This is a genomic window from Paenibacillus sabinae T27, assembly GCF_000612505.1.
In the GTDB taxonomy this organism is placed as follows: domain Bacteria; phylum Bacillota; class Bacilli; order Paenibacillales; family Paenibacillaceae; genus Paenibacillus_AQ; species Paenibacillus_AQ sabinae.
The window spans coordinates 732135-753926 of the sequence record NZ_CP004078.1 but is presented as its reverse complement, the minus strand read 5'-3'; the positions used below and the strand labels follow the sequence as shown (position 1 = coordinate 753926).

Below are 21792 nucleotides of genomic sequence, written 5' to 3'. Positions count from 1 at the left end.
AAAGAGCAGTAATCAAAGAATAATGTGTATTTGGCTTCTTACTTTCATGAAGCTGTGTTTTATTCCCTTTCTTGGCTTGGAACCGAACCGTACTATTATGTTCCTGGAATCCAGTTAATTGGAGTAAATTAGGAATACAATGCAGCTATCAGTGGCTAGAGCTGAATTGGTTCCGAAATTATATCCATATCCAGCCTTTGTTTACTCGAATGCAAGGAGGCGATCAGGGACAATTCTGGGGACTTAAGAAGGCGTATAAACATCTTGAAATACCTTTTTCACCAATCAAAATAACGCGTTAGACGATACGTTCAACATGGCGAATCCGTTTGTGGAAATGCTCGCGCAACTCCAACTTGAGCAGAATAATATTGTTGATGATCCGCTTTACACTTCGAAGCACATATACGGACTGTGACGGCGACAATTGTTCGGTTTTAAAAAAGTTGTTGTTAATGTTTAAATCGGCATGTAGCTGGTATCTCTCAAAAATAAATATGACGCGACGGAACCTCCATCCGCGCGTCATACTAATGGTACAATATTATTCTTAGAGCGTGAATCAGCCTTAAAAGTACCGCGCTAATATCCGAACCACAGAACTAGAATGTGGCACTTATTTACCACGGCTCACTTAGTTTATTTACAATGTCACGACGGGATAAAACAGATGCACATCGTTCCCATAAATGTGCTGCAGGATCTAAGGTTCCACGATACTTTACTGAAAAAGCATCCTGAGCCTTTTTTCTTTCGTGCATATATTCGTTCATTCGTTCCTTAAGCTCTTCTTCGTTCTCAATCCATTCATCATCGATGGTGTCAGGAAGGCTGCCAAATATGTCGTAGGTGTCGCGCAGCCGTTCAGATAAAACATTATAGACCTTCTCATCCTGTGTCTCACTGTAAACAAGATTGAGCATGTCAACGAACTTACGAGCCTGTCCGAACCTCTTGATTCTACCCAGTCGCTGTTCCAGTCGAGACGGATTCCAAGGAAGATCGATGTTAATCAAGGTGCCTAAGGTTTGAAGGTTCAACCCCTCGCAGGCTGCATCTGTTGCTACTACCAACCGAATTTCACGGGTTCTAACAGCAGCCTTAATGACTTCACGTTCTACATTGTTAAACTGCTCGCCTCGAAAAAGTCCGCTCTTTCCTACACCTGCATATACGGCAACAACTTCACCTTTGAAAGACTTGGCAAGCTCTTTGGCGATCCATTCCGCCGTATCGAAGTACTGGCTGAAAATAATACAGCCATGTTCAAGCCATGTTTTTCCATCCGTCCTGAATTCAGTCAAGAACCACTTCACTGTATTGAGTTTAGAATCTACTGCTTCAGCACGTGATAGCTGTGTTTCTATTGCTTTGAGACAGGCAACCTCTGCAGGCGTCATTTCAGAAAGGATGTGTTCTACCTCTTCAGTATGGTCGTCATCCTCATTTGAAATAGAATGCTTAAGCATTTTCTGTGCAGTTTTCAACCCAGACGCAAAGCTCGAACAAATACGCTGTAGCATCAGAGATTTCATAAAACCGCCAGCTTTGGTCCTAGATTGAAGAAGCGTGCAAAACTCTTCGGCTTTTTCATATGCTACCTGAAAGGGTGTGTTTGTTGGAATCCCCAAGCCGACAAAACGAGACTGATATTGTCCCAGGTTTCGGGTTACCGGATGCGTATTAACACCGACTTTTTCTAAAAGTCCATCGTCTTCAAGCTGTTTTCGCTTTCTTAAAACGGTATGACGCAATACAGGGTTATTTTCCTTGAAAAATCTGGGGTCCAAACATTCAGAAAGCCAAATGTTCTGAATCATGTAGTCCAGGTCTTCAAACCGGTGAGCGCTAAAGAAAGACTGGGTATCAATTGCCAAATGATCGCGAATCTGCTGGACTATATGATGTTCATTAGATGGAGGAAGTGGGTTGCTCAACCACTGCCAAGCCTCTCTCTCGGAAGTGACAATACTTCTCCCAGTTACTAATGGGATCGCTTGTTCATAGTCTCGCCAAGGAGATAATGAATCACCCAGAACAAATTCTGCTCCACTATTCAATATCCCTAAAAGATCCCATAACTCCCGCACGTCTGTCTGGATAGGGGTTGCAGTACCAAGTATCAAATGCTGGGTACGCTTTCCAATTTGCTGCATGAAAGCAAGAAGATTATTGGGTTCAGCTGCTTTATCGCCCAGCCCACCTCTTGCTCGTGCTTTGTGTGCTTCATCCAGAATGACTGTCCCGAATCGATTCTTAAGGAGCATTCCAGCTTCTTTGACAAACTCAGACCCCTCACGCTGGTGCATGATCAAACCAGTCGATATGATAGCGATTCTATAAGGACATTTTTTTATAGACGATGAATCTCCGCGGGGAGATAAAATCTGTCCTTCAACACCAATCCACACCTTTTTTTGAGAAGACCAGACAGCCGCGGGAACCCCCAGCTTATCCATCATCTCAATTTGCCATTGAATTGTTAACGTGGACGGAGCAAGAATGAGAACCGGACCATCTTCAAGAAGAGCACTCACCAGAGCACTAGTTGCCATGGAGAGTGTTTTACCAACCCCTACCTCGTCAGCTAGAAGTAAGCGGGCTTTACCGTAAGTTTCCCGATGCTCCAAAAACATGGTTAAAAAGGAGCGCTGCCAGGGCTGCAATTGTTCTCCGCCCCGATATATCGGAGCTTCAGCCATTGCAGCAGCCGGGACCTCCGACGGCTTCAATACTTCTACAGTGACCTCCTGACGATTAGCCACACGATTGATTTCTGCAAGTATGGCTTCCGGCAGAGGAACACCGTCGTTCCACAAGGCCCAGAACTCCCTCTCTACCCAATCAGCGCTTTCCTCATCGTCATCCTGCCAAACCAGTTCATAGTTATGGGCAAAGGCACTTTTCGACTCATTTACAGAACCAATAAACGACTTGCGACTACCATCAGGATAATGTATAGACCCTGCCTTTCCATGAAGGAATAGGCGCTCCCGCGGCACAACCCTTATTTCCACATTACCAGACTGCAATAGCTGATCGAGGATTTGATAGCGCTCCTTTTTTAGGAGCGCTTCCGCTTCAACATCTACTTCGTTCCAATGCTCTTTAAGGGCCGTATTTCGCCTTGTTGCCATCTGAAAATCAGCCAGATCCAGTTCAGAATTACATATAATCTTTACTTCGGGGATTTTTGAGATTTCCTCGCCAACCAGCTCAAAAATTGAACTCCTAAAATAACCTGCAATACGGAAATACTTAGATGCACCCCTGAGAGTTTCGGCCAAAAACTCTGTATCCAACCGTTCAGTTCGTGATGAAAAACGCTTTAACGTCATATCTTATAACCTCTGGTTTCTTATTGCCTCCGAAAGTATTCGTGCACAGCTCGCCTCAATATCGGGTTTAAAGGTTTTTGTGCCTTTCAGACCTTCACGTTTTTCCGCCAGATAATCTGCCATTTTGGAGAGCAAAGTCTTGTTGGGTAGGTAATTAGGACAATTGTCCATCAGGTGCAACAGCACGTCTTCTACTTCCACCTCTTTAGAGAGTTCATGGAGAGCATAAAGTAAAGCCCGAAGCGGTGTCTCCGCAATTTCAGCATCCCCGGACATCATCCCACCTTTAAACTCGGTCGATAGCTTCAAACGTGCCGAATTTGCTTTGGAGCTATCGCTCATCAACTGGTCAAAGTGATGGACTTTGAACGCTTTAGCAAAGTTCTGGTAATTATCCAATGAATTGGCACCTTGATGCTCCATCTCCGCCATCTTAAGATAGAAACGCTCCACAGCCTGCAGTTTCTGCCATTCCCCTTTTTCAAAACCCACCGGGACAAGGAACTGGACGGCAGTCTGGACAGCAAAATCGATCAATTCATCCACAAAGGTCTTCCTTCCTTTTTGACGAGGTGCTTCAGCCTCGATCACCATGTCCTTGCCATCAATGCGGGAGTAAGCAGTCAAGACTTTCAAAGCGGCGGCATATCCCGCCATTTGTAAGTCAGCATCGGTATATAGCCCTTCGGAATTTTGGGCCCGTACTTTTTTATCTAGTCCAATCAACGATTCTACCTGCTCTTTTACTGCTTCCTCAATTTCCCAACCCAAATCATCTCGGAAGGTTTCCAGCTCCTGATGGCGTTTTCGGAGGACAAGAATGATAGTCCCTTTGACGTTGGCTCCCTGACGTAAGGCAGAATCCGTTTCCGTGACCACATACCAAGCCGCTGTTACCTGCAAACCACTAGCCCAGATGATATTTGCCATATCAGCCCATATTGCCCCACTTTGATGGGTAAACATAAGAACCTGAATGCCGTTATCCGGCATCTTTTGGGTCATCTTACGGTATGCCGCAACCATGCCTCGACGGAAGCCCTCATCCTCTCCTTTAATAGCTAATGAACGACGGCTATCCCAGGTCCAGTGCGCAAAGTCTTTCGAAGGATTTTTTCGGAGCCAAGAAATGAAAAACTCGGTGATCTCTTCATATTTCACCGCATCACCATAAGGGGGATCGGTAACATAGATATCGTTTTCGACTTTGAGGTCTTGAGCTGGATGTGTTTTTACTTCGGTATTAGTATTAACTTTGCTTTCTATCTCATTTGTTTTATTCAAATAATGGATGATGTCTAATAGACCTCGTGACCCGTAATTGTACAAAGTATTAAGGGCCTGATTAGAAAACACATTTTGCAACCCGCCTTTCCTTCCATCATTATGCCAAGCACAAAGCTTTGATTGTAAATTCAACATAGCAGGAAACATAACTACAAATTCAGGATAATCAGAAATATATTTGTTAATAACACCCAAAATATGAAGTTGTCTTGGATTAAACAAATGATGCCAATGAGTCCAGCCACGAGTTCTAATGGGCTCATCTGTTTTGTCCCCAGATTCAATGATCATATCGGGGATACATCCCTTTTCTTGCCATTCTGTAAGATGAATTCCTACATAATCAATTACTTTTTTCTCTCGAGCCAGATCTTCATCTGTGACCGAACGGTATTCAATATCATATTTCAATCCTATTGGCTTCTTTTTCATCCATTGAATGCAGTAAAGTCGCTCCTGAAATATATCATCCGGGCGAGGTATAAAATCAGCTTTTTCCCACATGCGAAGCCGATTCTTATTTTCTTTACCCTCTTTGTAATCTCCTCGGATAGTTTTGATATTCACTCGATATTGAGTGGTGCCGTCTGGAGAATGTACAACTTGTCCATTTTGAACCGTACCATTTTTGGCATCATATAGCTCAGTTTCAGAATTAGCGAAACCAACTTCAATATCATATATTTTTTTATGAGGGTCCGGTTTCAACCTTAAAATTATACTTTCTGTTCTATTTACAATAAAGTTGGGTAGAAGAGGTACCATCCAGCCCGTTTCCGGACACTTAACTTCAACGCAGTAGAGATACGCTTTTGCTCTCCACCCCAATCCGTCAGTCTCAACACCCAATTCATCAATTTCTTTTTGAATCTGCTGCGCCAGTATCCTCTGAGCCTTACTCATTTCAGCCCGTTTTTCCTTACTGGCACCGACGATATTGAAGGCTCCCCAGGTAAGCATACAAGCAATGGGATTGAGGTCGGAAGCATAAACATCACAGCCCAGGCGTGCAGCTTCATAGGGAATCTGCCCAGAGCCCGAGAAAACATCGGCAACTTTTGGACGTCGTCCAAAACGGGCAATGCCCATCTGTTCTACTAGTTCAGGAATCGATTTGGCAGTGGTACCCAGATGCTGATTCACGCTGTACCAGATATGTGCAAAAAAGTGATCGTCGAGTTCTTCGGGGCGTTTCGCCTTACTTACCTGTTCGGAGTAAGGCAACACTAATAATTCCCCCACAGAATCTCGTTTGGAAAGGGGAAGCGAAGCCTCAAGGCGCTTCTGCATCGTCTCTGCATCCATTCCCATCAACATCTCAAAGATTTCCAGATCTTTGAGATGATCCTCTGTAACTGGAAGTAATGACGCAAGAATACATGCCTTATTGAGTATAAGTGGCTTTCGTCCTTTCCAATAACTACCTAGTGGTGTAAGCGTCTTGCCTGCGCCCGCCATCTGCTCTTTGTAGCTCTCAGCGGATATTTTCTGAACCGGAAACAAATGTTCAATCAATGCCGGTTTGTCTTTCCATTCAAATGGTGCTAGTGCCATTAGATATCTCCCTTTTCTATAAAATCAAAAAGAGTCAGGGCCTCTTGTTGTTCTGGTTTCTGTTTTGTCTTTGGCTTCTTTTTGGGTTCTAGCTTAATATTGGAGCCGTCAGACAATGCACAGTAGAGTGCTTTGCGCCAGCCACGATCGGATTGACTGTCATGCCCTGCCTCCGAGGCAGTTTTGCTGTAAAGCCACCAGCGTTCTTCGGGACGTAAAGCCAGCCATTTTTGGCATATGACAAGGCAATCATCAGGTGAGGCATGCTCCGCTGCCCAGCCAAGGACACATAACTCTCTACCCAGAAAGCGGTCCAGCTTGACTTTCCCGATTGTCCAACTGCCTGTACTTTGCTTTTTACTTTTTAAGCGTGCATTAAAGTCTCGTCTGGCGTCATCCCGGATTTTGTTCCAAAGCTCACGAGCAAGAATCAGTCTGCATTCAACCGTTTCGCGGCGAGCCTCATCGCCATCGAAACCAAAATCCTCATAAATACAGATAGCATCACGAGGAGCCGCGGGAATGTCCACATAGAAATGGTGCATCCCAAATTCTGTTGGCGCCCCAAAATCAGTAGTGCCACTCATTTTTGTTCTACCTCTCCGTTACCTATCTCAATCCCTAGCTGTTTGGCAAATTGCTCCAAATCAAAACCGGTTGGCGTATAGGCTTTTTTAAATGTCATAATTACAGGTGCATCCGGGCTAAGGAGGGTTTGAAGATGTGTCAGCTCCCTTTCAATAAACCCTGCACTGATCTTCATTTCACCAAGGGAAAGATGGATGACCTTAGGTGCAGAACCCACCATCAGCGTCACCTGTTCAAATTCAATGCATTTCTCCTTGGCCATCTTCAGTCCCTCATATGTTTTCGAGGAACTGTCCAATCGTTTTGGTGATGGACTGGACCAAATCGCAGGGGCCTCTTTCATAATGGGAACTTCCTTTGAGCCTGACTTGTAAAAGGTAAAATTGCGTTTTTCCTCAAGGCCTTCACATTCAGCAAAGACATAAACTGTCGTCTCTTCATCTCCCAATTGGATAGGACCTGTATATTCAGTTCCGTTTCGAGCTTCAGAACCATCTAAGGTGTACTTTATTATACCTTTCGGTGCAACAAACAGTTCTACTGTTCGAGAAACTTCGTTAAACCGATTGCGCAGTGTCAGTCGATTCTTCCATGTTGTAGGAGCACCAGTTAGGTTCTTTCCTGTGGGATCGACAGCAAGAAACTGAACTCGCAGTGCTCTTGTTGCCAGTGTGTTGTCACTCAGTACTGGGCAGCTTTCGGAAACATCGCTGTCCTCTGCAAAGTGGATTCGAGGGCCATTTCCTGCATTTACCACACCAATCCTTAAACGCACCGTGCCTGAATCATCCGGTGATGAATCTTCACTAATAATGACCTCTGTTGTTTTGGGTTTCGGTTTCTTCGTAATGTATCCATTACCCAAATCCTCCCATACACCACGCTGGCAAGCTTCAATGGCCAACTGATCAAATCCACGACTAGGAAGCCACGGCATTTGAGTCTTCTGCTTCATTCTGTCGAGTAAGTCAGTCTTCCGCGCCTCATCCTGAGAACCGAAAAGCAAAGACTCGGCTCTGGCACGAAGAGCATCAAAGTTTTCACTGATCTGGGTATATAATTTGATGGGGTCAGAAGTTAACGTTTTTACAACCTGTCGTTCACCATTGTAGGGTTCATTGGATGGATACGTACTATCGAGTGCTTTGGGACGTAGCACATCTTCCCCTCTATTGTTTCCCGGAAAGAGAAGTTTGTCGAACACGGAAAGAACAGTGGTTTGGAAATCCTGTTCATATTGAGCTTTCTTCTCATCAAGCTCTTTTCGCTGCGGATGTGAATCGGGAATTTCCATATCCGCTTTTGTTACTGCATAGACATGGCGGGCAGCTTTATCAATACTCGCAATAGATGACTTATCCCCAGTCAAAACCAGCAGATTGTTTTTGTTAACCAAATCCTTAAAAAAATTTGCAACAACACCCGGAGGGGTCTTTCCATCAGGACTAATAATCAAAAGTGCCCGACCTATCTTTAGAACAGCCGCTGCTTCGTCCATTTCAGGCAAAGGCAATACTTTTTCATAAGCTTCTTTGGTTTCCGGCTTATACATCTCTTCAAGACGATGGCGGATCAGTTCATCCACCTTGTTCTGCGGAGCTTTATCCGCATAGCCTTGCAGCTTTTTTGTTAAGTTTTCCTGGTGACTGAAATAGTTACGGCCTTCTTGAGTTTGGTGTAAATACCACGCTAATTTTTGAAGCTCACTGAACGCGGTTAAAAACCCACTTCCTTGGTGATTGGGATCGATTAAGCATTCAAGCATTTCACTTTGAGTAAGACCCTTTACGGAATTGACTGCGGTTGAAAGACTCGCAGTCAGCAACAAAGTTCCAACCTGTTTTGCATAATGATTCCCGCTGTTGATGTCGATGATCTGCGCATGGGCGCTGTCCGTGGAATCCCATAGGTCTCTTGCAATTACATCACGCATTTCTGAGATATCAGCAAGCTTCTCACGGACATCATGAATGGAAAGATCAAAGTGCTGAGCACCAATCAGATACACGTCATCGCTGCTTTCCCAAACCGATTTCAAGAGACGTGAAACCAATTCCATCAAACCACGCGTTTGTTTAAACTTTTCATTTTCCTTAAACAGGGCAACAATACTCTTGAAGCTTGGATGAAATGGGTATGTTGACTCAATGTCGTTGGCTAATGCTTCAGCACTTCTTTCAACTGTTTTGGCCTTTGCTGCTTCTGCCAACCTTGACGCATAAACGGAGGCAATCTCTGCTATCTCGCTTTTATCAGGCAACGAGAGAAAGAGCCGTTTACGAAGAATTTGATAGATTTCATTAGATTCTAAGTTAACCGGAGTAATCGAAACCTCCGCACGTCCCAACTCCTGTGTAGCATCATCAAGAGCACGCTGTATCAACTTTCCGCCAGTATCATAGGCGGCCTCCAGGTCAGATACTACAATACAAACATTTTTCTTTTTCTGAGCTGCTGTCAGCATGTTAGAAAATGCTCTGGTAATCACGTCTGCGATCGTTCCATGCCCCAATACCTGAGTGCTGTAATAATGGAAATATGGCGGCATTTCATCCAATAGTATAAGAATAGGCTCTTCACCTTCGAACAGTTTTATCCATGACTGTTCATCCGGCGCCTTTGCACCTGATTCCCAATATTCCCTGAAAAGACCCTCTTTACCTAACTGTCGAGCAATTTCTCCCCAGAAATAAGTATGAGGATTGTTACGCCCATTAAAGGCAGCTATACTTGCCGAAGCAAAATCAGACTGATACGGAATAGAGCCTATTTGTTTCTCCCGAAGCGCTGAATCTCTTGCTAGGAGTCCAAAACCAACCATTAAGTGTGTTTTACCACCACCCATAGCTTGTTTAAGATGGAACACTGTATCGTTTGACTTTCCGGCAAGACGTGCCATACCTTTGGAAAGAAGAGTCTTCATACCATCTGTTATGAATGTTTTCTTGAAGTAATCCTGTCCGTTAGTATCATGAATAATCTGATCCAGTTGCTCGATCTGATCACCAACATTTATTTCAAGTGCCTTGGGATGTAATTGACAAGCTGATTTGATTGTTTTCATATATAAGTTCCTTCCTTTTCCCTTATCCTAGATTAGACGCCAAGATTAATGGGACGTGGGATATCGTATCTTTCACTTTTATGTACTCGCTGGATATACCATAAGAAATAGCACATTATCATAACAATATTTGTTAGATTACATGACTGTCTTGAAACACTTGTGATCCGACAAGAAAAAGACGCAAATGTCCCGTCAAGCTGAACAGTTGCGCCAAATGGTTATATAATGCTCTTCATAAAAAGCCATGCTTTGGCATTCCTGTGACTGAAGGACTAGCTTCCCTAGAATTAGATTCGACATCAATACAAAATGTCCTCTTATATTCTCTAGTTTATTACATTCCATATAACTACACTTACATAGATTCAACCTGTACTAGCCCATCCCAGAAGTAACGAATTCCTCTTCGTTTAAGAAGAAGTAATCACCAATTTGGGGGAAGTGGCATACATAACGGACCTTACACCACTGCCTCATTTAGCCCATATTCCTAACTGGGCAAAATACAACCCAGCTTCTTTCACCTTATAACCAAAAGTCTCTGCCCATTCCGACGTATAAGCCTGCACCTGCGGCCGGTAGAAGTCAATGAACGATTGCAGCTTCTCTTCTGTTAAACTGTCCGTCTTGAAATCAACAATAACCCAGCCATCCTCTTCCTCGAAGAGGAAATCAATGACTCCACGAACATATGTATACTTATTTGAACCTGTTCCTTCCAATTCGTCCGCAACCCCTGATCCAGCTTCCCCAACATCGCTAAATACGCTGACTTTATCGGCATTCTTTCGAATCATCAGCGGCACCTCAAATAAGCGTCGGCGAGCGCGCAGGCTACGCTGCCAGAGTTCGCTGGTTATTACGTTTCTTACAACCCGAGTGGCTTCGCTTATGAGATCCGCAACCAAGCCTTCCTCATCTGCTAAAAATCGTACAGTATCCTCGAGTTCCGACTCCGGTAATCCCTTGCCTAGCAGCTCAATAGTACGGTGAACAACGCTTCCAAATGCCATTCCTTTACCTTCCGCGGACCATTCCGGCTTATCTCCAGTTGCTTTGGTTTGACCGGTAACTGACATAACCGCATAGGTAGGATTAGCAATCACATCTAACCTCTGTTTACGAATTTTCGCCACGTTTTGCAAATCCGGCCCCACTGTCAACTCAGTCTTCTTCTCCGGCTTCATCGCCGGCACATCAAGCTCACGCGCGAAATCCATACCATCTACAAGCGATATCCAAGGGCAGTTCGCCGGCTGATCAGGATAAAGACTGATGACCAACATCTGCTTTGGACGTGTAGCCGCGACATAGAGCAACCGGTCTTTCTCTGCATTGTAGAAAGCCCGCTCCCGTTCGTTCATCTCACTCCAGCCTAAGGGTTGAGCGATCACTTCCTTTTTGAACTCTCCGATCGATTTACTTATCGTAAAGTAACCTGCAGCCGGATCGGCGGAACGATCAATATACTGCGTCGCATCATGATCAGACTCCCCGCAGGGACAGGCCAAGAACACTACGGGTGCTTCTAGTCCTTTGGCTTTATGCAGATTCATAATCCGGACAGCCTGGTTGCCGCCGGCGTAAAGGCTCGATGTCTCCATCCCTCGATCCGCGAGTATGTGCTCGATCAATCGACACAATTCCGACCAGCTTGAACTCACCGCAAGATCTCCATATAACAGCTGCAGCATTCTCACCAGCGTCCCCGCGCGAACAGAGCCTGCCGGCAGCGTCGACACGTATGGCAGAATACCGAGATCATCCACGATTCTGCTGAACGCGGTGGCCGCGCTTAACGTGCGAATCCACCCTTTATATTTCCGAAGCCTTCCAAGTACCGTAACTACTGCCTTGGCCTCATCACTGCATGCTTCCAATGCCGGCAAGTCAAATAAGGAGAACGAAAATCCCTCCTGCTTATAGGCCCATAATTGCCGATCACTTAAGCCAAACAGCATGCCGCGCATGACTGCGAGTAGAGCCGGTTTATCAGCGAAATCCTCTAAATACCGTGCCAGTTGCAGTAATGCCAGCTGCTCCTCATAAACCGTTGTGCTGCCCGAAGTATCAGCCGGTATGCCCAACAAATCCAGCTGTTCTGCGTACAGGTGGATGAACTCCCTCGTTTTAGTTAGAATCAGAAAATCACTCGGAACCGCATTTCGGGTTTCTCCATCACGATCTAAAATCTGTAAATTGCCATTGTGACACGCCCACGATATATATCGTGCAATCTGCTCGGCATCTGTTTGAGCGACTACAGCTTTGCCTCCTGGCATTTTGGGATAATTAAGGACATAAATCCCATGTGGCGGTTTACGAGCACCTTTGGGATCATCGGCACGTGTCTCCATCTTAACAAAAGGAGCCTGGACCTCCGTTTCCGAAGACGGGAACGTGCCGACAAACTGACCATTGATGAAATCGCCAATGGAATGTACCGAACGGAAATTAGCTGTTAGACGACAAACCGCACCGCACTCCAGGATGCGCGCCTTGACTTCGTTATATATGGAAATATCCGCCCTGCGGAAACGATAGATGGACTGTTTCGGATCCCCGACCACGAACAAAGAACCTAGCCGCGGGGTAAGCCGCCGCCAGTTTTTCTCGAATCCCCCGTCTGCAGAGTTCCCCGTTAGCAGAAAAATCAGCTCCGCTTGAATCGGATCGGTATCTTGAAATTCATCGACAAGCAGCCTCTGGTATCGTTCGGCGAAATAGTCTCTTACTTCACTATTCTCACGTACAAGCTTGGCAGCTTCCATGAGCAAGTCCTGAAAATTCATTTTGCCCGCGGCATAGCGACGTGCCTTGTAATCATCAAGCACAGGCCGAACGAAGCAGATCAGCTTCGGATACATATATTCACGCCATGCCTGAAGGAACGGAAAGAGTACGTTGAACTGCCATTCGGAAAAACTTCTCTTCATCTCGCCGGCATGTTCTTTGGATGTCCACCTGTTCAGCGTCACGTCGAGCTTGCGGTCAAACTCTTTGGCGATCTCGAGCATTCGCATATCATCCGACAAGTCGATGTAACGCATCTTCTGACGCGTCTGTCGGACAAGTCTCTGAACCGTATCCCAGCCCTTTTCAGGCTCCACTGTCGGAATATAAGGCGCTGCAGCATCGAGCAAAGGAAACAGTGTATCCCGAATTCGATCAAAGCCCGGCCGCTCCCGCACCTCACAAGGAAGCTCAACATCCGTAAACAAAGACACACGGTTAAATACATCCCGAAGTGTGTTCACATCCACCCGCAGTGACAATAACTCTTCGAATTGTAACCGTGCTTCTTTATCCAGCTCAGCCATGTATTCATCCCAACAAATCGCTCGGAATCGCTTATCGCTTACTTCGTCCATTTCTTCAAAAGAAGGATCCAGCCCTGCCTCAATGGGACGCTCGCGCAATAACGATCCACAGAAAGAATGGATAGTCCCGATAAAGATCAGATCAAGATTCCCCAGCGCCTCGGACAATCGCTCACGGACTATAGAACCCTCCGATGATCTCCGATAGGCTTTCTCCAAAGTCAGTCTGAAACGTTCCTTCATCTCGTCTGCAGCTTTGTTGGTGAACGTAATGGCGGCGATTTGCCTAACGTTAACACCGGATTCGATCAGCGCAAGAAGTCTGCCAACCAAACTGGTCGTTTTACCTGATCCAGCTCCTGCCTCAACAAGCAACGTCGTATCCAAATCCGTAAGGATCCGATCACGGTCAGCCTGATCTGCAGGTGCCATAAGGCCATTTAATTCAACCATGTCTCTCCACCTCTAGCAGCGTATTTAAAATATCAGCATTTACAGACGACTCCCGTTTGCCTACCATCCACTCCACATGAGACCCGCACACGGCTTGGTAATCACACCACCCGCAGACCTTCGAGTCCTTGGCCGGGACGTAGATCCCTCTATTCCGGGATTCCAGCAAATTAGCAACGATGGCAGTCAGCTCTTCTCTCCGGTTCTGAGTTCGCCTTACATTCTCGCCACGCCCACGCTCTGTCGGGAAATAGTATTCGGCCTCAGTAACCTTGGCTTCAGGGTCTTTTCCCGTTTCGCGGAGCCATTGCTCTACAGCAATGGAATAGATAGCATGCTGCAGCTGAGTTCCGCCGCTGAAATATTCTGTAGCCTTGTACTTACTGGTGCTGCCCGTTTTATAATCAATAATGCGGTACTCGTGTGGTCCTATTCGATCGACCCGATCGACGAAGCCCTTCAGCTTAAATCGAATGCCACTGGACAAATTAATCTCTATTGGCTCTCCATCATGGGTCGTGAGCTCCAATTCGAAGAAGCATGGTTGATCCGTTTTACCGACTTCATTGAGATAAAAGATTTCCACATCACGCCGGATTTCCTCACACTCCTTGGCGAATACATGCATATTAGGAGCAGGGATGCACAGCTCGTTCTCTCTGATCACTATTTCCATTATTTCAGCCAACCGGCCTCTGTTATGTACACCCCGTTTCGTTCCCTTGTTCGTAACATCCTCTAAGTACCTTCTAAACACGTCGTGCAGTAAGGAGCCTCTTTCGCTTGCTTGCAGCCAGCGGGTCCGATCAAATTCCGAGACTTCCTTGGGACGAAGCTTCAAGACATAATAAAAATAGTATTGCAGCCCACAGCTAGCATACTTCTCCAACTGACTTACACTTATGGTATCTCGGCGCTGAATGCTATCTAAATCAGTAGAATTTGCAAACGTGTCGATTTCCAACCACCCGTCATACGCTGATAGCTTCTCATTCAGACGGTAATTTTGAGCTTGGTAACCCGCAGCAAGATGAGGATATGTCTGGAGAATAATCTGCCTGCCATCCTTTGATTTACCGTTCGATTCGTGGAGAAGTATGGTCCAGGCATCGATTTCGTCAAACGAAGCAGCTAGCTCAGCGGCATGCATGATTTCCATAACACTGTAAGGTTCACCTAATGAGTGCTCCAATGCACCAAAATCTAATGACGAATCCCCTGACTGCAGCCGCAGAACTTGAAGCATTTCAAAAGCTGGACCTTGGCTCTTTTGCTCACCTACATCATAAGAGGAATAGCTTAACCATATCTCGCCCCGAATTTGAGACAGCCGGGACTCACGTTCGCTCCTGACATTCTTCGCACGTTCCTTGGCAGGCTCCAAGTGCTTAGACAGCGTAATACGTTCTTGGTCCAAGAGAAGAGGGTCTTGTACTGCAGATATACTCCAAGTTCTCTCATCCATACCCAAGATCCAAGTCCGGTCTCTCCCGCTCCACCCGCCGTTTTGCAGAGAGCTAATGTGAATCGCACCCGGTTTCGGTGTTGCCGTGACGCGAATACGAATCCCTGCTAACATCTCTTTCACGTACTGAACAGCCAAATCCATCGGCATTGGTTCAGATGGACTTGCTGAGTAATGCTTCTTCATCTCCCTCAACGTTGCTCCTACATTTGCATCATCCAGTGACCGTGCCGGCACATGTTTCTGAACAAAATCCGTCAACCACTCTAACAGGATAAGCGGATTCCATTCATTGCCTTCGGGCAGCCGATCAAACCAATCTTTCACGTAAGTAAATAAAGCAGTGCCTTGCTCCCGCTCTTCCTCACTCAGTCGTTCTGGACGAAGTAATGCAAGATACCGTTCCCTCCCCCAACCAATACCGGACTTCTCCAGCAAACGAATCCAATCGGTGCGAGACCAGCGTTCATCTGAAAACGAAATATAGCCATGTCGCAGTATTTCCGCAAGCCTCTTTACCGGGAAGCCTTCTGCAATCCAATCAAGTGCACCTACAACCGCTTTCCCAGCATCACAAAATACAAGCGGCAGCCCGTTCGACAGCGTATATGCGACGCCTAGTGCTTCGGCATGCGAGTGAATAATGGGTGCATAATGCTCATAATCAGACAAAATGATTTCCATTCGATCAAGAGCCGCATGGTCCGATAGTATTCTTCGAAAACCCTCTCTGACCTCCGCTAAACTTCCTGTCGCCCGGAACATCGAAAATCTATTGGTTGAGAAGTCTTCGTTTTTATAAAATGGAGCATCCGAATCTAGGAAGCAGAAACGATCCCCCGACAGTTTGTGGATCATGTTCCGTTCCACCAACGTCCACCCTGTTGGAACAAACGCCAGATAGACGGTTTCGTCCCCTCCTGGTTTCAAGTAGTCAGCCAGTCCGGCAACATCCGTCCGTCCATTTTCCTTCAGATACGTCTCATAGGATGCTAGCAATCTTTTCAAATATTTGCCTTTATGCAGATTCGTGAAACACTCCGCCTTCACTTCATCAGAACGAAGACCGGCCAACCGCATATCGGATATAACACGATTCACTTGATTGACGATACCCGGCTTCAGCATGGACTCGTTTATATAAGTCATCGGATTCTCTATGGCCAACTGCTTCATCAACTCACGGACAACCCAAACCGCCTGCCCCTCATCAAGCAGACTGATTTTTCTGCGAAACAGCTCTGACTTTGTTTTTGCGGTCACTATTCCGCGAAGAGTCTGCACTTCTACGTTAAAGACAGCTCCATAACGCTTGCATATCTGCTCGAGCAGTTGTTGTCCTTGGGCATAGGATCTGGCCAGCAACACTTTCGGAGACAATGGAGCCTCGTTGATTTTCTGATACAACCGATCGATCAGATCCATGTTAAATCCCCCTTACGAATAATCCAATATACCTAAATTCTCTAAAACACACCTTCTTCCCTTCCACTAACCGGAACTGAAGGTGAGTCTTATCCTTATTTTAAGACTTCCTATGGGCAGCAGTATGTCAGCGAATGTACGTTCTAGAAAACGAAATACCTCGCTTTGGATCAAGCGAGGTACATCAATTATTGTGATTAACATATAGTCTAATTCGCTAGCGTATCTGCAATTAACCCATAAATGTAAACCGTATTTACCGATTTGCGTACGGCTTCTTGACTTACAGAAGTCCCGTTAAGCCGTAAATGATAATAAGGAAATACTCTCTCAAATTCTTCAAACGTAATCGTCCTGGGCATTTTCAGAGTGGAACTTGGTATGTTATCCTTTGCTTGACTGATGATAAGTGTAGTTCCATCAGTACTGACTCGAAACCACAATGGTGCCCTTTTGTTTTGTGGGACGGTGAATCTCAAAAGGTTGGCTATTAGCACGCTCGATGATTCGATCCCACATTTCAACTACATGCAAGGTCTTGATCCTCCCTAATGATATGTCTTGCTTATCTATAAATGATAGATTCATCAGTTTATCTTGGTGAGAATGCCCCGCCGAAGACTTCCCTTTTTCGATAATGTTTAAATCTGCTACAGACTTCATCACTTAACGTCATCAAGGAGTGAGTCCTACACATACCCTTTATATAGAAGTCACAATTGCCGCAATTACGGTACTCGCTATAGCTTCTCTTAATCCCCTTCAGCTTCTTGGGATCCTGTTCTTTAGGCCTGTTATTGGAAGCCGCACCCTGCTGACGGGATTGATTCATTTCAGATTTCGGAGTCATTGGCTTGTTGGCCTGCTTCTTCAAGGTCGGATCGATATAGGTCCTTACTTCAGAACTACGCTTATTAGATCCTCCCCGATAGATGTCTACGGAGGAGAGCGCCGTAATCGGCAGCTCCAGACGCTCCCAACCGGAATCATCCACATGATAACCCTGCATAACATAGTCCAACCGACATATCTTGCAGTGAAAAATATTCGTCTGTCTCTCCACCGATGTCTGCGTTCGCTGGTAATACCATAGAGCCTTCTTCCTCGTCAGTTGTAGGCTTGAACCGCAGCAGGAACATCGCTTATTCTCGTTACAGAGCAAATACTTCTTCACGGCTTTTCGCCCCCATATCACTGTATAGCCATTATATAGCGCTCTTCGTCAGATCCTTGCCACTAAACGTAAGTTTTTATCAAGATGATGATTAACACTTACCTATTCTTCAAATTAGGCGATTCTCCTTCTAAATTCAGACCAAGATTCTCACTTTTCGACACTCCAATAGTCCAACCGGGCCTGGCTCTTCTGGCATAGGGGACCATTCACTATTTTCGTTTCATCCGGCGATACTTTTCTTGATGTAGCTCCTTACGCTTCTTGCTGGAATACTCGAAATTCTCTAGCTGATTGTATAGCTTCGCTGATTCTTCGGCCATGACCGGGCTGCTCATGGTGACGGACATTTGAAGCATTTGATCAGCCTGAGCTTTCAGCAGTTTCTGACCTTGTTCCATATCCCCCTGATCGAACGCTGCCATGGCTTCTTCGATGACTTTCGCAGATTTGGTCAGTTCAACCTGCTGTACCACTTCGGAATTTTTGGGCACGTTTAGCAAATTGATATCCGACGTGAAAACAGCCATTACATCAAAGGTAATGCTGCAAGATGCAGCGTTCTCCGTGACATCAACGTACTCCCAGGATAATTGGAGAACATTATGCTCACCCTGCGTATGAGGATGAAAAGCCAATTCTACGAGAACGGACTTTACCTCATCCTGATAAAGGTCGCCGGCGTGGATAATAGGATGCCCTTCTTGATCATCCACCGGATACCCGTAAAGTCCGACAATTTGTGTTCCACCCGATGGGATCAGCCTAAGCTTGAGATTCTGAGCGACTACGGATAGCAGCCCTTGTAACTCTTGTTGAAAAATCGAAGGAATGTCATCTGCCTTATCGATAAAGTAGAAGTTTCCGCCGCCATGCTCCGCAATGCCTTCCATCAATTCTTCATCGAAACCGTCTCCGACGCCCATAGCACTGATCCCAACACCAGAAGAACGGTATTCCTTTGCAATTGCAAACAGCTTCTCGCGATCCGTGATCCCTTCGTTGGCATGGCCGTCAGACAATAGAATTACACGGTTCACCATCCCTTCGGCCTTGTTCTTCTGGACATACTGCGCACCTTCAATCAAGCCTCCGCTGAGATTCGTTGTTCCACCAGCTTCAATTGTATCAATACGCTGCTTGATCAGATCCTTATGCATCACTTTTGCAGGCGGTAAAACGGTTCTGACATGGTCATCAAATGCAACTAGACTGAGTAAATCATTGACATTCATCTGATCAGCTACAAACCGACACGCTTTTTTGCTGTACATCAACGGCACTCCCGACATGGACCCACTGCGGTCCAATACCAGAGAAAGATTGATCGGAGCGCGGTTTTTGGCGTCATTCATCCTTCCAACCCCATGTGCTTCGATGAGGAGATAAATCTTCTCCGCTCCCCCAGTCGGCAAAAACGGATTACTCCATGAATGGTTAAACAACACAGGTTGATTCATGTTGCATCTCCTTTCTCCGAATAGATTTCTTTAACTTTTTTGCTGCGCGGCTGTTTTTGGCAGTTACATAATTCGCCCATTTATGAATGCTGATATATTCCAGAATTCCAAGGCACGTGATTAAAATAATGGTATTCGTCCTTTCATTTCGCACATAACGCCAATAGGTCTGATCAAAGTAGACGGCAGGTTTCCCTTTCCACTCCAAAAAACACAAATCTTTTCTCGGTACCTTCCGCAATTGATTTTGAAAATGATAGAAGTCGTCCTGACATGTCGCCGCTCTCTCACAATAACGTTCGAAAGCGTGTTTCGTTATGATGAGCTTCATTTGGCCAATGTCCTCCTTCTTTACGCCCTTGTACCTACTATCTTAAACTTTCCCTTGGGCAACCGTTTGTCAGCGAATAGACGTTCGCAAAAAGAAACCCCGCTTCTTAGCGAAGCGAGGCTGCTCTATAGGTTACTTCTATTGATACATCATGATCCACTGCGACAACTGCTGTTTCAACGATTCCCGGACAGATTTGGGTTCCAGAATTTCCGCCGACGGACCATACTGAAGGATCCATCTCAAAAACTCTTTTTCATTATTAACAGTCACTTCGAAAATAAGGCTGCCGTCCTTCTGATCCTTCATTCGCGGTTGTACGAACAGTTCTTCTTCCTTAATGTAACGGGCGACTTCAGCATTGAAACGAACTTTGAAAGTGACGTTCTTTTCCCCACGATCAATGGACCACGTGTTCTTCAAATATTTTTTGATATTGAAATCTCCTTTGTCGAACTGCTGCCCGGTAAGCTCAACCTGCTGAAAACGACTGATTCGAAAGGTCCGAATGTCCTGTGCTAAGTGGCAATACCCGATCAAATAAAACCGATGGTCGCGTGGGACGAGATAATATGGATCGATTTTGCGCTCCGTCGTTTCATTGCGGTATTGCGTATGGTAGACGACGTCGATTGTTTTATGCTCCAAGATGGCTTGAATAATTGGCTGTAGAAAATTTGGACTTTCTTTACGGTACGCGGGCGTGCCCATCTGAATGACACCGACGATATCCTCAATTATATTATTTTGGCGCGATTTCTCCTTAAGATGAGTGCCCATTACCTTATCATATGCTGTATCGAAACCTGGTGGCAGCTTGTCCTTATCCAGCATGGAAGGGAGCAAAGAAAACACAAGAGCTTCCTGTTCGGTAAAGTTTAGAGGATATAGAAAGAACTTACCCATAAACCGATACCCGGTTCCCCTGCCCTCTCTGGAAACCGGAGCAATCAGTTCGAGAATATCCATATCTCTATAAATAGTCCGGATGTTCACATCGCATTTGAAAGCAAGATCTTTTGCCGAGATTCCGGGATTTGCCTGAATAGCGTTAATGATGTTAAGAATGCGAATGACTTTGTCAATCATGACGATCCCCTCTATTTCCCATAATAGGTAACATCCATTTTTGATTATCGTATCATGGTTAGAGGAATCTATGAAGAAATACTTTTGTTAATACAACAAAAGAACAGCCCGAATTGCTTGACTGTTCTCTCTATGTCTGTAATCTCTGCTCAATGCGTTTACCCCATTGAGGAATAGAGTCCAAACGATAAGTTATTGAACCGTTATCTGCACCCAGAATAATCTTGCCTTCTATATGACTGTTATCTATGACGATCAGATGGTCAATTAAATGAAGATAAGAAAGCAAATTTCCAATTGAAGTGTCATGTCGTCTGATAATATCCTCAGTAGGAATGTGATGCCCACCGTTTTTAACTCGAGCTGCTACCCGCTCGATATTTAGGCGATAGTCTCCCAAGCCAACATAAAACATAGTTACTTCGAATCCGCTTACCTTGGCATCTCGCATAAGACGGATGGATGGCGTTGCCCCGGGCCAATGTTGTTTCAATTGAGAAGTTGCGGCTGTTTTGGATGCAATCTCTGGCTAATTTTATGGCCTCTTTCCCAGCGGATACTTTTCGTCTCTCTGGATGATAAGAATCCATGCCTCGTGCCAATGCATCAGAATCAATGTTTATGCTGAGCCCGAGCTGGTCAACAATCAGATTACGGATTGTACTTTTCCCACTGCCATTATTGCCGGCAAAAACATACAGGATTTGACATTATATCACGCATGACTGCCATCACTTTGAGATACTCGAACAATGTTACCGTCACTGTATTCCTTTACGATTTGGCCTTCGCTCGTTTTGTATATGTTTCGTTGGCTTTGGCATCCAACTTAGCACGATCGCCTGTAAGTTTGATCAACTTTTGGAGATCTTTGAAATTCATTTGGTTCACCGTCCTGTTGCTCCAGTATTGGCTTTGGTTCGATTATAACACATCAAAATTATCCGGTTATTCTTAACGAACATCAATCAATGATCACATCTATTGGATTTCCATTTTCGGGTCTGTTGTACATTCGACATGTAATGAGTGCTTGCTTAATGCCAGCGATTTTTCCTTTCAGAAATTCGTCATTAGGATCCAACTGATGCTCCCGCAGTAATTCGGCTAAGTTTCGTTCAAAGTATTCAATCAAACCCTCAATATCCTTTTCCAAAAGAGAGCCCCTCTCCAAGATATCTTTATAGTTCCAGTAATATTATATCAATTCATAATGATAACCAAAAACAGCAGGAAAAGTC

General features: G+C 45.3%; 12 protein-coding genes. All 12 read right to left on the bottom strand.

The features are described 5' to 3' along the window. Positions 1 to 620: 620 nt before the first annotated feature. Positions 621 to 3338 carry a phospholipase D-like domain-containing anti-phage protein gene (locus PSAB_RS03450; RefSeq protein WP_025333203.1) on the bottom strand — a complete coding sequence of 906 codons (2718 nt, stop codon included), beginning with the start codon at positions 3336 to 3338 and terminating at the stop codon, positions 621 to 623. A 3-nt stretch (positions 3339 to 3341) separates the two neighbouring features. Then, positions 3342 to 6179, bottom strand: coding sequence for an anti-phage-associated DUF1156 domain-containing protein (locus PSAB_RS03445; protein WP_025333202.1), 2838 nt, complete (start codon positions 6177 to 6179; stop codon positions 3342 to 3344). After that, the gene (locus PSAB_RS03440) at positions 6179 to 6766 is read right to left on the bottom strand and encodes an anti-phage-associated DUF3780 domain-containing protein (protein ID WP_025333201.1); all 588 of its coding nucleotides are present in this window, start codon (positions 6764 to 6766) and stop codon (positions 6179 to 6181) included. Before PSAB_RS03440 ends, PSAB_RS03445 begins: the two co-directional genes overlap by 1 nt. Continuing rightward, positions 6763 to 9831, bottom strand: coding sequence for an anti-phage-associated DUF499 domain-containing protein (locus tag PSAB_RS03435; protein WP_025333200.1), 3069 nt, complete (start codon positions 9829 to 9831; stop codon positions 6763 to 6765). Before PSAB_RS03435 ends, PSAB_RS03440 begins: the two co-directional genes overlap by 4 nt. A gap of 476 nt (positions 9832 to 10307) precedes the next feature. Further along, on the bottom strand, positions 10308 to 13607 hold the full coding sequence (locus PSAB_RS03430; protein WP_025333199.1) for a UvrD-helicase domain-containing protein: 3300 nt from the start codon (positions 13605 to 13607) through the stop codon (positions 10308 to 10310). Next, the gene (locus tag PSAB_RS03425; RefSeq protein ID WP_025333198.1) at positions 13600 to 16497 is read right to left on the bottom strand and encodes a PD-(D/E)XK nuclease family protein; all 2898 of its coding nucleotides are present in this window, start codon (positions 16495 to 16497) and stop codon (positions 13600 to 13602) included. The genes PSAB_RS03430 and PSAB_RS03425 overlap by 8 nt, the downstream gene beginning before the upstream one ends. 592 nt (positions 16498 to 17089) lie before the next feature. After that, the gene (locus PSAB_RS03420; RefSeq protein WP_158442550.1) at positions 17090 to 17491 is read right to left on the bottom strand and encodes a hypothetical protein; all 402 of its coding nucleotides are present in this window, start codon (positions 17489 to 17491) and stop codon (positions 17090 to 17092) included. A 392-nt stretch (positions 17492 to 17883) separates the two neighbouring features. Then, positions 17884 to 19131, bottom strand: a complete 1248-nt coding sequence (locus PSAB_RS03415; RefSeq protein ID WP_025333196.1) for a vWA domain-containing protein — start codon at positions 19129 to 19131, stop codon at positions 17884 to 17886. Continuing rightward, positions 19109 to 19462 carry a hypothetical protein gene (locus PSAB_RS03410; protein ID WP_025333195.1) on the bottom strand — a complete coding sequence of 118 codons (354 nt, stop codon included), beginning with the start codon at positions 19460 to 19462 and terminating at the stop codon, positions 19109 to 19111. Before PSAB_RS03410 ends, PSAB_RS03415 begins: the two co-directional genes overlap by 23 nt. A gap of 138 nt (positions 19463 to 19600) precedes the next feature. Further along, positions 19601 to 20551 carry a helix-turn-helix transcriptional regulator gene (locus PSAB_RS03405; RefSeq protein WP_025333194.1) on the bottom strand — a complete coding sequence of 317 codons (951 nt, stop codon included), beginning with the start codon at positions 20549 to 20551 and terminating at the stop codon, positions 19601 to 19603. Between the two features lie 130 nt (positions 20552 to 20681). Next, positions 20682 to 21044: a hypothetical protein gene (locus PSAB_RS26445; RefSeq protein WP_338045068.1), complete on the bottom strand. Its 363-nt coding sequence runs from the start codon at positions 21042 to 21044 to the stop codon at positions 20682 to 20684. Positions 21045 to 21515: 471 nt separating this feature from the next. Next, positions 21516 to 21707 carry a hypothetical protein gene (locus PSAB_RS03400; RefSeq protein ID WP_025333193.1) on the bottom strand — a complete coding sequence of 64 codons (192 nt, stop codon included), beginning with the start codon at positions 21705 to 21707 and terminating at the stop codon, positions 21516 to 21518. Positions 21708 to 21792 lie beyond the last annotated feature (85 nt).

Bases quoted from the DNA above. Each gene is read 5' to 3' on its own strand.
- PSAB_RS03410 (WP_025333195.1), bottom strand. From the start codon at position 19,462: ATGAAGCTCATCATAACGAAACACGCTTTCGAACGTTATTGTGAGAGA.
- PSAB_RS03450 (WP_025333203.1), bottom strand. From the start codon at position 3,338: ATGACGTTAAAGCGTTTTTCATCACGAACTGAACGGTTGGATACAGAG.
- PSAB_RS03435 (WP_025333200.1), bottom strand. From the start codon at position 9,831: ATGAAAACAATCAAATCAGCTTGTCAATTACATCCCAAGGCACTTGAA.
- PSAB_RS03425 (WP_025333198.1), bottom strand. From the start codon at position 16,497: ATGGATCTGATCGATCGGTTGTATCAGAAAATCAACGAGGCTCCATTG.
- PSAB_RS03445 (WP_025333202.1), bottom strand. From the start codon at position 6,179: ATGGCACTAGCACCATTTGAATGGAAAGACAAACCGGCATTGATTGAA.
- PSAB_RS03440 (WP_025333201.1), bottom strand. From the start codon at position 6,766: ATGAGTGGCACTACTGATTTTGGGGCGCCAACAGAATTTGGGATGCAC.
- PSAB_RS03415 (WP_025333196.1), bottom strand. From the start codon at position 19,131: ATGAATCAACCTGTGTTGTTTAACCATTCATGGAGTAATCCGTTTTTG.
- PSAB_RS03405 (WP_025333194.1), bottom strand. From the start codon at position 20,551: ATGATTGACAAAGTCATTCGCATTCTTAACATCATTAACGCTATTCAG.
- PSAB_RS03430 (WP_025333199.1), bottom strand. From the start codon at position 13,607: ATGGTTGAATTAAATGGCCTTATGGCACCTGCAGATCAGGCTGACCGT.